General features: G+C 65.1%; 14 protein-coding genes. 4 read left to right on the forward strand and 10 right to left on the reverse strand.

Annotated features, from left to right (window positions below):
- Positions 1-4: 4 nt before the first annotated feature.
- On the reverse strand, positions 5-1,000 hold the full coding sequence (locus tag ACL02S_RS03130; RefSeq protein ID WP_412801088.1) for a helix-turn-helix transcriptional regulator: 996 nt from the start codon (positions 998-1,000) through the stop codon (positions 5-7).
- Positions 1,001-1,090: 90 nt separating this feature from the next.
- Between ACL02S_RS03130 and ACL02S_RS03135 the strand changes: the two genes are divergently transcribed.
- Complete coding sequence (locus tag ACL02S_RS03135) at positions 1,091-1,396, forward strand: MTH1187 family thiamine-binding protein (protein WP_412800718.1); 306 nt, start codon at positions 1,091-1,093, stop codon at positions 1,394-1,396.
- Positions 1,397-1,436: 40 nt separating this feature from the next.
- On the opposite strand, the gene pafA is transcribed toward ACL02S_RS03135, so the two are convergent.
- From pafA to dop, 5 genes are all read right to left on the reverse strand, one after another.
- Positions 1,437-2,795 (reverse strand): Pup--protein ligase, encoded by a 1,359-nt coding sequence (gene pafA / locus ACL02S_RS03140; RefSeq protein WP_412800719.1) that lies wholly within the window; start codon positions 2,793-2,795, stop codon positions 1,437-1,439.
- 226 nt (positions 2,796-3,021) lie between these two features.
- Positions 3,022-3,789: a proteasome subunit alpha gene (prcA, locus tag ACL02S_RS03145; protein WP_412800720.1), complete on the reverse strand. Its 768-nt coding sequence runs from the start codon at positions 3,787-3,789 to the stop codon at positions 3,022-3,024.
- Positions 3,790-3,791: 2 nt separating this feature from the next.
- Positions 3,792-4,646, reverse strand: a complete 855-nt coding sequence (gene prcB / locus ACL02S_RS03150) for a proteasome subunit beta (RefSeq protein ID WP_412800721.1) — start codon at positions 4,644-4,646, stop codon at positions 3,792-3,794.
- Positions 4,643-4,837: a ubiquitin-like protein Pup gene (locus ACL02S_RS03155; RefSeq protein ID WP_014986166.1), complete on the reverse strand. Its 195-nt coding sequence runs from the start codon at positions 4,835-4,837 to the stop codon at positions 4,643-4,645. Before ACL02S_RS03155 ends, prcB begins: the two co-directional genes overlap by 4 nt.
- Positions 4,838-5,044: 207 nt before the next feature.
- Positions 5,045-6,544: a depupylase/deamidase Dop gene (dop, locus tag ACL02S_RS03160; RefSeq protein ID WP_412800722.1), complete on the reverse strand. Its 1,500-nt coding sequence runs from the start codon at positions 6,542-6,544 to the stop codon at positions 5,045-5,047.
- A 121-nt stretch (positions 6,545-6,665) separates the two neighbouring features.
- Between dop and ACL02S_RS03165 the strand changes: the two genes are divergently transcribed.
- Positions 6,666-7,877: a DUF418 domain-containing protein gene (locus ACL02S_RS03165; RefSeq protein WP_412800723.1), complete on the forward strand. Its 1,212-nt coding sequence runs from the start codon at positions 6,666-6,668 to the stop codon at positions 7,875-7,877.
- A gap of 14 nt (positions 7,878-7,891) precedes the next feature.
- On the opposite strand, the gene ACL02S_RS03170 is transcribed toward ACL02S_RS03165, so the two are convergent.
- On the reverse strand, positions 7,892-8,272 hold the full coding sequence (locus ACL02S_RS03170) for a nitroreductase family deazaflavin-dependent oxidoreductase (protein ID WP_412800724.1): 381 nt from the start codon (positions 8,270-8,272) through the stop codon (positions 7,892-7,894).
- 63 nt (positions 8,273-8,335) lie between these two features.
- Here ACL02S_RS03170 and ACL02S_RS03175 point away from each other — a divergent pair, with 63 nt between their 5' ends.
- Complete coding sequence (locus tag ACL02S_RS03175; RefSeq protein ID WP_412800725.1) at positions 8,336-8,908, forward strand: NUDIX hydrolase; 573 nt, start codon at positions 8,336-8,338, stop codon at positions 8,906-8,908.
- Between the two features lie 26 nt (positions 8,909-8,934).
- On the opposite strand, the gene ACL02S_RS03180 is transcribed toward ACL02S_RS03175, so the two are convergent.
- The gene (locus tag ACL02S_RS03180; RefSeq protein ID WP_412800726.1) at positions 8,935-9,303 is read right to left on the reverse strand and encodes an arsenate reductase family protein; all 369 of its coding nucleotides are present in this window, start codon (positions 9,301-9,303) and stop codon (positions 8,935-8,937) included.
- A 154-nt stretch (positions 9,304-9,457) separates the two neighbouring features.
- Between ACL02S_RS03180 and ACL02S_RS03185 the strand changes: the two genes are divergently transcribed.
- Entirely contained in the window at positions 9,458-10,189 is a 732-nt protein-coding gene (locus ACL02S_RS03185) for a peptidylprolyl isomerase (RefSeq protein WP_412800727.1), read from the forward strand.
- Between the two features lie 38 nt (positions 10,190-10,227).
- On the opposite strand, the gene ACL02S_RS03190 is transcribed toward ACL02S_RS03185, so the two are convergent.
- Both ACL02S_RS03190 and ACL02S_RS03195 read right to left on the reverse strand, forming a co-directional pair.
- Positions 10,228-11,409 (reverse strand): cation:proton antiporter, encoded by a 1,182-nt coding sequence (locus ACL02S_RS03190; RefSeq protein ID WP_412800728.1) that lies wholly within the window; start codon positions 11,407-11,409, stop codon positions 10,228-10,230.
- 6 nt (positions 11,410-11,415) lie between these two features.
- Positions 11,416-11,898: a cation:proton antiporter regulatory subunit gene (locus ACL02S_RS03195; protein WP_412800729.1), complete on the reverse strand. Its 483-nt coding sequence runs from the start codon at positions 11,896-11,898 to the stop codon at positions 11,416-11,418.
- Positions 11,899-12,145: the final 247 nt, after the last annotated feature.

A 12,145-nucleotide genomic window follows, 5' to 3' on the forward strand; every position in this document is an offset into this window, starting at 1 on the left:
ACCCTCATGCCCGCACCTCCGTGTGATCGAACACCGAGCGCAGCCGCGCGATGACATCGGCCCTGAGCTCCGCGGGCGCGAGAACCACCGCGTCGGGACCGAGGCCGGTGATGAGCCGGGCCAGCCAGTTCCTGGACCGAATCGGCAGCTGCACCACAGCGCCGTCGCGACCGCCGAGCGTCCGTGTACCGGTCACCTGGCCGAGCCTGCGGATCTCACGTCCACGCCCCTTGGCCACCCATACCGTGGCCGCACCGCTGACCGGTGCCGTACTGGTCACTTGGTCGACAATAGCTCGCAGGTCTACCCCGTCGGGCTTACGGACGACATTGCGCGGACCATAAGGGGTCACCTCGTCGCCGATCCGGGACAATCGGAAACTGCGGACCGCGTCCCGATCCCGATCGTGCCCGACCAGGTACCAGCGGCCGCGGTGAGTGACCACACCCCATGGCTCGACATCGCGCATCAGGTAGGGGCCGTTGGTCGCGCCACGATGCTCGAATCGCACCGCTCTGCCCGCGTCGATCGCGGTGAGCAACTTGCCGAGCACCGGTTCCGAACCACGAGCACGGGCGGGTACGGCGGGTACCGAGGCCACGGCGGCGTCGGTCTCCACATGGATACCGGCCGCACGGAGTTTGAGCAGGGCACCCTCCGCGGCGGCGGCCAGTTCGGGTGATTCCCACATCTGCACGGCCACCGCGACCGCCGCGGCCTCTTCGTCGGTCAAACCGATATCCGGCAGTTCGTAGGCATCCCGGTTGATCCGGTAGCCCTCGACCGTGGAGTACCGGCTCACCGGTCCGACTTCCAGCGGAATACCCAGATCACGCAGCTCGCTTTTGTCCCGCTCGAACATCCGGCTGAACGCCTCGTCGCTGGTGGAGTCCGCATATCCGCCCACACTGTCCCTGATGCGCTCAGCGGTGAGAAACTGCCGGGTCGACAACAGCGCGATGACCAGATTCATCAGCCGCTCGACCTTGGATATCGCCACCCGGTAGAGGGTAACCGGCGCGACGGCAGCACCGCGCGGCGGCGCGCGATTCGGTTGCGCGGCCGCTGTGCGCGCGAGCATCATCGATCTATGATCGTCGCTTTCTCCGTCACCCCGCTCGGCACCGGCGACGAGATCGGGCAGGCCGTCAGTGCGGCGGTCCGGGTGGTCAGGGCCAGTGGGCTACCCAATCGCACCGATGCCATGTTCACCACTATCGAGGGCGAATGGGACGAGGTGATGGCCGTGGTGAAACAGGCGACCGATGCGATCCTCGCGGTCGCGCCACGGTGCAGCCTGGTACTGAAGGCCGATATCCGCCCCGGTGTCACCGACGCGATGACCGCCAAAGTGGCGACGGTCGAGCGCTACCTGGCGGAGGACCGGAAGAACTGACAGTCGGGAACGCTGTCCGATACCAGCCGATAACCCGGCGTCACATCGAGGCGATCAGGCGTTCCACCCGCTCGTCGACCGAGCGGAACGGGTCCTTGCACAGCACGGTGCGCTGCGCTTGGTCGTTCAGCTTCAGATGCACCCAGTCCACCGTGAAGTCGCGCCCGGCCTCCTGCGCGGCGGTGATGAAATCGCCGCGCAGCTTGGCCCTCGTGGTCTGGGGCGGAGTGTCTACCGCGGCGTCCACGGCATCATCTTCGGTGACCCGTTTGGCCAGGCCTTTACGCTGCAGCAGGTCGAATACGCCACGTCCGCGTTTGATGTCGTGATAGGCCAGATCCAGCTGAGCGATCTTCGGATCGGACAGTTCCATGCCGTAACGATCCTGATAACGCTGGAACACCTTGCGCTTGATCACCCAGTCGATCTCGGTATCGACCTTCGCGAAATCCTGCGCCTCGACCGCGTCCAGAGTGCGCCCCCACAGATCGACCACCTGGTCGATCTGTGGATCGCGCTCGCGGTTGCGCAGATGCTCCACCGCCCTGGCGTAGTACTCACGTTGGATGTCCAGCGCACTGGCCTGCCTGCCGCCGGCCAGCCGGACCGGTCGCCGCCCGGTCAAGTCATGGCTGACCTCGCGGATGGCCCGGATCGGATTGTCCAGGGCGAAATCGCGGAACGAGACGCCTGCCTCGATCATCTCCAGTACCAGGGCCGCCGTGCCGACCTTGAGCATGGTGGTGGTCTCGGACATATTCGAGTCCCCGACGATCACATGCAGACGGCGGTACTTCTCGGCGTCGGCGTGCGGCTCGTCGCGGGTATTGATGATCGGGCGCGACCGGGTCGTCGCCGAGGAGACACCCTCCCAGATGTGCTCGGCGCGCTGCGACAAGCAGAAGGTGGCGGCCTTCGGCGTCTGCAGTACCTTGCCCGCACCGCAGATCAACTGGCGAGTCACCAGAAACGGCAGCAGCACATCCGAGATCCGGGAGAATTCCCCCGCGCGAACCACGAGGAAGTTCTCATGGCAGCCGTAGGAATTGCCCGCGGAGTCGGTGTTGTTCTTGAACAGGTAGATATCGCCACCGATACCTTCCTCGGCAAGACGCTGCTCGGCATCGATAAGCAACTCTTCGAGAACCCGCTCACCAGCCCGGTCATGGGTCACCAACTGCGCGAGGCTGTCGCACTCCGCGGTCGCGTACTCCGGATGTGATCCGACATCCAGATAGAGCCGGGCACCATTGCGGAGGAACACGTTCGAGCTACGGCCCCAGGACACCACCCGGCGGAAGAGGTACCGGGCCACCTCGTCGGGGGACAGCCGACGGTGACCGTGGAAGGTGCATGTCACACCGAACTCGGTCTCGATCCCCATGATTCGTCGCTGCACACTACCGACATTACAGCCATGTCATGGACTTGCGTGGCGCTCCGGACAACCCATATGCATACGTCTTCACAACGATTTGGCCCGATTCGCCGGAATTTACCCACTCCGCACCCCGGTGGGACCGGAGGATCTGCACCCCCGTATCACACCGAACCCCGGTGATCCACGAACGGGAAGCCGCTCGTGGATCACCGGGAGCCGGATACTGTGTCGCGCTCCGGAGAGATCACTCCACCGAAGAGCCTCCGTCCTCCGGATCGCTGTTCTTCGTCTCATCCGATGGCGAAGAACTGAGCAAACGCTCGAGCACGGTGCGGTTGACTCGCCGGAACGCCCGGCGCGGACGCGCCTGTTCCAGGGTGGCGACCTCCAGCGAGTGCACACCGAGCACCCGCTTCTCCTTCTCCGTACCCTCCGGCACGCCCGCCTGGAGCGCGCGCACCGCGACGCCGATCGCGGCGGCCAGGTCGAGACCCGGCTGGTACGAGGATTTCAACGCGGTGACGATCGGCTCCGTGGTACCGCCCATCACCACGTATTCCCGCTCGTCCACGATCGACCCGTCGAAAGTGATCCGATACAGCACCGATTGCTCGGCCTGCTCCGGATACCCCACCTCGGCCACGCAGATCTCCACCTCATAGGGCTTGAGCTGGTCGGTGAAGATCGTGCCGAGTGTCTGCGCATAAGCATTGGCCAGGGCACGTCCGGTGACATCACGGCGATCGTACTGATAGCCGCGAAGATCGGCCTGCAAGATGCCGCCCCTGCGCAGATTCTCGAACTCGTTGTACTTGCCGACCGCGGCGAACCCGACCCTGTCGTAGAGTTCGCTCACTTTGTGCAAGGTCGCGGAAGGATTCTCGGCGACGAACAGCACACCCTTGTCGTAGACCAGCACGACGACACTGCGGCCCCTGGCGATGCCCTTGCGCGCGAGCTCGGTCTTGTCGCGCATGATCTGTTCGGCCGACGCATAGTACGGCAGTGTCATGATCAGGCGCTCCCCTCTTCGGCGGCCGCACGGTCGGCGACGACCGCGCGGGCGAACTCCGCGAGCCGCGATTCCGGCACCTCGACCGCGCCTTCCGCGTCGACGACGATCGCCGTCGGGAAGATACCGCGCACCAGATCCGGGCCACCCGTCGCGGTATCGTCATCGGCCGCGTCGAACAAGGACTCGACAGCGATCCGCAGCGCGCGATCCTGATCGATTCCCTTGGCGTACAACTTCTTCAACGCGGATTTCGCGAACGTCGAACCGGAACCGACCGCGGCGTATCCGAAACGTTCCTCGCTGCGGCCACCCACCACATCGAACGACACGATACGGCCTGCCCGGTCCGGATCTGTGGCGTCGAGGTCGTAACCGACCAGCATCGGCACCACCGCCAGACCCTGTAGCGCCACAGGAAGATTCTCCCGCACCATCTTCGACAGTTTGTTCGCCTTACCGTCGAAGGTCAGCGGCACGCCCTCCAGCTTTTCGTAGTGCTCTAGCTCCACCGCGAAGATCCGCACCATCTCCACCGCCATACCCGCGGTGCCCGCGATACCCGCCGCGGAATAGCTGTCGGTGATGTAGACCTTCTCGATATCCCTGCTGGCCAACAGATTTCCCTGCGTGGCACGCCGGTCGCCGGCGATCAGCACACCGCCCCGGTAACCGACCGCGACGATAGTGGTGCCGTGCGGTGCGATGTCCCGCGCTGGAGTGCCGCCGGGAATCCCGGCGGCACTCGTTCCGAATCCATTGGTCGGCAAGAGATCCGGGGCATGCATACGCAAATACTCGGAGAAGGATGACAAGGCGTACCCCAAGTGGAGACGCGAGGGGTCACCGACTGTCACTGGCCACCTTTCTGCACGTACGCACGGACGAAGTCCTCGGCGTTCTCCTCGAGCACGTCATCGATCTCGTCGAGCAGGTCGTCGGTTTCCTCCGCCAGCTTCTCCCGGCGTTCCTGACCGGCGGCGTCCACACCGTCGGGCCCCTCGTCCTCGTCGCCACCCCCGGCGCGCTTGGTCTGCTCTTGTGCCATGGCAGCCGACCTCCTCTGTCTTCATCATGATCGGAACCCAACGTGAGCACGGCCCCGATCATGAGCATTGTCCGTGCTCGTCCTTCAACACTACCCACCAGCATCGACCGTGTGCTTGTTTTGCGGCCGCGCTGTGTCCGATCCGCTACCGCCGCGCCACCTGATCCGCTGCCGCCGCACCGCGACCTGTCGCCGATCGGTCCGGTGTCATGTGGTGAGCTGCTCGACGAGGTCGGCGGCGGTGTCGACACCGTCGAGAAGCCTGCCGACATGCGCCTTGGTACCGCGCCGCGGCTCCAGGGTGGGGATGCGGACCAGAGAGTCCCCGCCCAGGTCGAAGATCACCGAATCCCAGCTGGCCGCCGCGATATCGGCACCGAATCGACGCAGGCACTCACCACGGAAGTAGGCACGGGTATCGGTCGGCGGATTGGTCATGGCATCGAGCACCTGCTGTTCGGTGACCAACCGCTTCATCGAACCACGCGCGACCAAGCGGTTGTAGAGCCCTTTGTCCAAGCGCACGTCCGAATATTGCAAGTCCATCAGATGCAGTTTGGGGGCCGCCCAGCCGAGCCCCTCCCTGCTGCGCATCCCCTCCAGCAGACGCAGCTTGGCAGGCCAATCGAGCAGATGCGCGCATTCCATCGGATCGCGTTCGAGCAGATCGAGGACCATCGCCCAGTTCTCGATGATGTCGTGCACGCGCGCATCGTCATTGCCGGTGCGGTCCACGAACTTGATCACCCGGTCCAGATAGACACGTTGCAATGCGAGGCCGGTGAGCTCACGCCCGTCGGTGAGCGCGACCGTCGCCCGTAGCGTCGGGTCGTGACTGATCGCGTGCACCGCGGTGACCGGACGGGCCAGCTGCAGATCCGACAGATCCTCGCCCGCCTCGATCAGATCGAGCACCAAGGCTGTGGTGCCGACCTTCAGATAGGTGGACATCTCGGCCAGATTGGCATCGCCGATGATGACGTGCAGCCTGCGGTATTTGTCGGCGTCGGCATGCGGTTCGTCGCGGGTGTTGATGATGCCCCGCTTGAGCGTGGTCTCCAGGCCGACCTCGACCTCGATGTAGTCCGAGCGCTGGGACAACTGGAAACCGGCGTGGTCACCGGACTGGCCGATACCGACCCGACCCGAGCCACAGACCACCTGCCTGGACACGAAGAACGGCGTGAGTCCGGCGATGATCTGGTTGAACGGCGTCTCCCGGCTCATCAGGTAGTTCTCGTGCGTACCGTAGGAAGCGCCTTTGCCGTCGACGTTGTTCTTGTACAACTGCAGCCGCGGCGCCCCCGGCACGCTGGAAGCGTGCCGTGCGGCGGCCTCCATCACCCGCTCGCCTGCCTTGTCCCAGATCACCGCATCCAGCGGATCGGTGACCTCGGGTGCGGAATATTCCGGATGGGCGTGGTCGACGTAGAGCCGCGCGCCATTGGTGAGGATCATATTGGCCGCGCCGACCTCGTCGGCATCGATCACCGGAGCGGGACCGTTCATCCGGCTCAGATCGAATCCGCGTGCGTCCCGCAACGGCGACTCCACCTCATAGTCCCAGCGGGTGCGCTTCGCGCGCGGCACCCCCTCGGCCGCGGCATAGGCCAGTACTGCCTGGGTCGAGGTGAGAATCGGGTTGGCCGACGGCTCGGTCGGGGTCGAGATGCCGTATTCGACCTCTATTCCGATGATGCGCTGCATGATGTCGAGCCTAGGCGACGCACCCGGCCTATTCGGTCACGACCGGCGGAGTTGAATGTCATACCGCAGGTGGTACTTACGGAGGACGCCGCACGACGCAGGTCTGCGCGATAGTCGGGAGATGGTCGAAGAGAGCACCGATCGGCGGGCGGAGACGGCAGGAAGCCACCCGGCGACAGCACCACCGGTACCGCGACCGTCCCGGCTCATCGCGCTGGACGTACTCCGTGGTATCGCGATTCTCGGCACCCTCGGCACCAATATCTGGATCCTGACCAACCCGGAAGGGATGATCGGCTACCTCTACGACCTGGGCAGGTCGACCGGCGAATGGATGTGGACCGAGCGGGTACTGCAACAGGTGGCGCAGGGCAAATTCCTCGGCCTGCTCACCATCATGTTCGGCATCGGACTGGCCATCCAGCAACGCTCAGCGAGCACGGCCGGACGGAACTGGCCGGGAACGTATCCATGGCGGGCGGGTTTGCTGTTTCTCGATGGCCTGCTGAACTTCCTGTTCATCGCCGAGTTCGATGTACTGATGGGGTACGCGGTGACCGGCCTCGTCGTCGCGTTCATCCTGGCCACCAGCGAACCGGTACAGCGGCGCTGGCTGATCGGCGCGGCAGGCGTGCACATAGCCATGATGACACTGATCGCGCTCGCTATTGCCGTTGAGCCACAACAGAGTCAGGCAACACGAACGCCGCTGCAACCGAATCCTTATGCGGAGGGCTCGTTCTGGGATCTGGTGGTATTCCGCCTCACCAACGCGGGCTTGTTCCGGGTCGAGCCTGTTTTCGTGTTCGCGATGTCGATCGCGTTGTTCCTGCTCGGTGCGCGGCTCTTGCGCGCGGGCATATTCGAGCCCGGCGGCACACGCCTGCGTATCCGGCTCATGATCATCGGGTTAGGGATCGCGGCACCGATCGATCTGCTCGCCGGTATCGCGGTCGGTGGTGACCTCATCCTGTTCACGCGCTACGGCAGCGCTCCGTTCGTCGCCCTCGGCATACTGTCGGCGGTCGCGGAATGGTACGTACGGCGCCAACAGGCCGGGTTCATCGGCCGCAGGCTCAGCGAAATCGGCCGTACCGCGCTCAGCTGCTATATCCTGCAGAATCTGCTGGCCTCGGTCTTGTGCTACGGCTGGGGTTTCGGCCTCGCGGCACGGGTCGCACCGGACGATCGTGTCCCCTTCACCATCGGTATGTATCTGCTGGTGTCGGTGCTCATCGCGGTGAGCGCACACCTGTGGTTGCGCCGATACCCGCGGGGACCTGTCGAGTGGTTGTGGCAGGCCGGCTATCTGGCTCTGACCAAGGGGCGATGACGACCACGCCCGGTTCACCCCACCGGGCGGGACTCGACATAATATTCGGCCGAGATCGCCTTCAACGCCTGCCGGACACTCCATGGCGCCCAGTCCGCGGCTGGGTCGTGCCGCACGACCGGATCGGTCAACTCGACGACCCGCCCTCTGGTCTCCAGGGTGAAACCACCCGCAGCGCGGATATTCTTGACCCAGTCGACGTTCCGGCCATAGGTCAGCGCGATGCGGTAGGTCCCATCCTGCGTGAAGACCATGACCGGTGTCCGGTAGGACCGCCCGGACTTCCGGCCCCGGTGCACCACGATGCCGAAACCGGGTGCCCGGCCCGCGAGCACGCCTGCGGCCGGATTGGTGATATGTCGGTTGAAATTCGCCAGTGCGCGCGGAAGCACCATGGGCGGCGGTCCTCTCTGCGGGTGACCTGGGATATCTGTGTTGTCCTCGGTTACTCTCGACCAATGTCCGTGTCACCGCATCGTGACTCGCCGTATCCCGGCGATCCGAGTAACGAACCGATCGCGCTGTACGACTCGGACGGGAACCCGATAGGCGCTGCCGAGCGGGGCACGGTCTATCGCGAGGGATTGTGGCACGCGAGCGCCGGTGTGCTCCTGCGCTCGCGTGATGGTGCACGGATCTATGTACACCGTCGCACCGACACCAAACTGGTCTTCGCTGGTATGCACGACTGTCTGGCTGGCGGTGTGGTCGCACCGGGGGAATCGCCGCGCGTTACCGCCCTGCGCGAACTGGCCGAGGAATTGAGCGTCAGGCCGAGCGCAGCCGATCCGTCACCGCGACTGCTGACGACGTTCTCCTGGGACGGCGAATGGCAGAACCAGCCGATTCGCTGCCATTTGTTCGCCTACGAACTGCGCTACGACGGGCCGGTCCGCCACCAAGCCGAGGAGATCGCCGACGGCTGGTGGTGGACCGACGAGGAGTTACGCGCGCATCTGGCCGACCCCGGCTGGCCATTCGTCCCGGACACCAGGCTGCTGATTCCCGGCTTGCTACGGCAGACCGGCTGACAGCCCGAGCACGCCGGGCGTGGCCGTTATCGCAGTGTGCGCAGGGCGGCCTCGTCCCGCGCGACCACCGCGCCGCCCGCGGCGGTCAACACGATCGGACGCTGGATCAGCTTCGGATACTGGACCAGTGCCTCGAGCCATCGTTCCCGCTCCGCGGCGGTACGCGCCCACTCCGCCATACCCAGATCCTTCGCGATCTGCTCTCCGGTGCGGGTGATATCCCAAGGCTCTGCGCCGAGCCGCCGCAACACATCGCGGAGTTCTGCGACGCTCGGTGGCTGATCCAGATACTTCCGCACGGTATAAGGGATACCGGCTTCGTCGAGGAACGTCGTGGCGCAGCGGCTCTTGCTGCAGCGCGGGTTGTGCCAGATCTCGGTCTGCCCGGATGTCATGTACGCAGAGTACCGAGACGTACCGACCGGCCCGCCGCACCCATAGCGACTGCGATAGACGGTGCGGACCGGCTGCCCGCACTACGGTCGGCACGGTGAGATGATTCGCGCAGCATCATCCGGTGCGTAACCCGAATAAAGGAGATTCCCAGCAGTGAGCAGCGAAGTACAGGCGCGCGCACTCGTCGGCAGCCTGCGTGTCGGCCGCCGTGGCATAGCGCGGCGAACGCTGCGGATCCTCAGCGTCCTCGCCCTCGGCGCAACCCCCGCGGTGACCGGGGGCTGCGCTGAAGCAGCGACTCCTGAGGCCGTACCGGAACAGGCCATGACCACCTGCGCCGCACCTGCCCCCGGCAAGCCGAACGATAAGCAATGGCCGACCGAGCCCGGCATGACCATCGCCGCGGACGCCGAGTACACAGCGACCCTCACCACGAACTGCGGCACAGTGACCATCGCGCTGGACGCGGCACACGCACCCCGTACGGTCAACTCGTTCGTATTCCTGGCCGGGGAGCAGTACTACGACCACACGCCGTGCCACCGGATGACCACCGCGGGCATCTACGTCCTGCAGTGTGGCGACCCGACCGGAACCGGCAGAGGTGGTCCCGGCTATAGCTTCCCAGACGAGAACCTGACCGGCGCCGTCTATCCGGCGGGCACTGTCGCGATGGCGAATGCGGGCCCCGACACCAATGGCAGTCAATTCTTCCTGGTGTATCGCGATACTCAGCTCTCGCCGAACTACACTCCGTTCGGCCGGGTCACCGCGGGGATGGACGTCCTGGAGTCCATTGCCACCGCCGGCGTCGACGGGGGCCTGACCGACGGTACGCCCGCTGCCGGGGTCGTGCTCGATTCCGTGACCACTGTGCGTGACTGATTTTCCCGAAGGTCCTGGCCGGCACCGATCAGCGCCGGTCAGGACACCCCGACGCGATGACGCCGCGCCAGGGTGAGGACCGGCTCGACGAACCGGCTGGCTACTGGGCCGAGGATCGCCATCAACAGCACGTAGGTAGTGGCCAAGGCGGCGAACTCCCCGGGAACGGCACCCGCGGATACCGCGAGACCCGCGATGACTATCGAGAACTCGCCGTGCGCGACCAGGGCTGTGCCCGCCCGCGCCCGACCGTACCTGCCCGCGCCTGCTCGTTTGGCCGCCCACCATCCGGTGGCTACCTTGGTCACCGTCGTGACCACAGCCAGCAGGCAGGCCCAGCCGAGTACCGGTGGAATAGTCGCCGGGTCGGTGCTCAGGCCGAACAGCACGAAGAACAGCGCGGCGAACAGATCGCGCAGCGGTTCCAGGAGTTTGGTGGCATTGCGCGCGGTCGAATCCGAGATCGCGATACCGAGCAGGAACGCGCCGACCGCCGCGGATACCTGCACCGCGGAGGCGACCCCGGCCACCAGCAGCGCGGAGCCGAGCAGTTTCAACAGGAAGATCTCCCGATCCTCACTGTCGACGATCGCGGAGACATAGCGGCCATAGCGCAGCGCGACGATCAGTACCACCGTGACCGCGGTCAAGGCGATGCTCAGCGTCTTCAATCCGGCGAGGAAGCCGACCCCGGCCAGTACCGCGGTGAGCACCGGCAGGTATCCGGCCATCACCAGGTCCTCGAAAACCAGAATGGACAGGACTACCGGTGTCTCACGGTTACCGAGCCTGCCCAAATCGTTGAGCACCTTCGCGACGATGCCAGAGGACGAGATATAGGTGACCCCGGCCATCGCGATGGCGCCGGTGAAACCCCAGCCGAGCGCGAGCGCGACCAGTACCCCCGGCGTGGCATTGAGCACAACGTCCAGCACACCCGCGGCCCATGATCGGCGCATACCGGTGATCAATTCCGGTGCGCTGTACTCCAGGCCGAGCAGCAGCAACAACAAGACAACGCCGATTTCGCTGGCCAGGTGGATGAAGTCGTTGACCTGCTCCAGCTCGAGCAGACCCCCTGTGCCGAATATCAGTCCGCCGACCAGGTACAGCGGGATCGGCGACATACCGATGCGCGCAGCGATCCGGCCGAGCAGGCCGAGGCCGAAAAATACCGCGCCCAGCTGGATCAGCGCGAGCGCGGTCTCATGTGCCACCATCGCCGATCAACCATCCAGCAGGATCTTGGCGGCGGCTTCCAGGCTCTCGGCAGCGCCGACGACGATGAGCACATCACCGGCGGTGAAGGTGAAGTCCGGCCCTGGAGAGGGAAGGGTCTGCCCGCTGCGCACCACAGCGACGATGGAGGCTTTGGTCCGCGTGCGCATCTGTGTGTCCCCCAACCTGCGCCCGTCGTAACGGGATCGGTCCAGGATGGACAGTTGCCGGGTGATCAGGTCGGTGAACTGGCGTTGCTCTTCCCGCGGTTGCTCGACCACCTGCGGCGCGCCGAGTAGACCGGCCAGTACCGCCGCCTCGTTCCCCGACAGCGCTATATGGTCGGCCTCATCCGGGTTCTCGGCCTTGCTCATGATCAGGTCCATCGTGCCGTCGCGGCGATCGATGACCCCGATCCGGCGTCGTGTGTTGACCGATGGGAATTCCTTACGCACACCAATACCCGGCAGGGGTGTCACCTCAACATTCACGACACCACCCTAGCGACCGGTGAGCACCCACCTGCTGACAACTGACCGAATTGTCCGTATTGACCGAATTTGCGGCAGCGTCGGCATGTCGCCTGCATGTGCTCTCCCTCATTCACGTAGCACCCGTTGGACTGCGGTTCACCTCCCGTGATAAGAGAGATGACATGTCTCGGACAGCTACCTGCCACCCAGCCGTCACCTCCGGCTGCCGATCCGGCCACACCGCGCGGGCCCGGTGACGGTCGCC

It is taken from the genome of Nocardia spongicola, from assembly GCF_047200775.1.
GTDB lineage: Bacteria > Actinomycetota > Actinomycetes > Mycobacteriales > Mycobacteriaceae > Nocardia.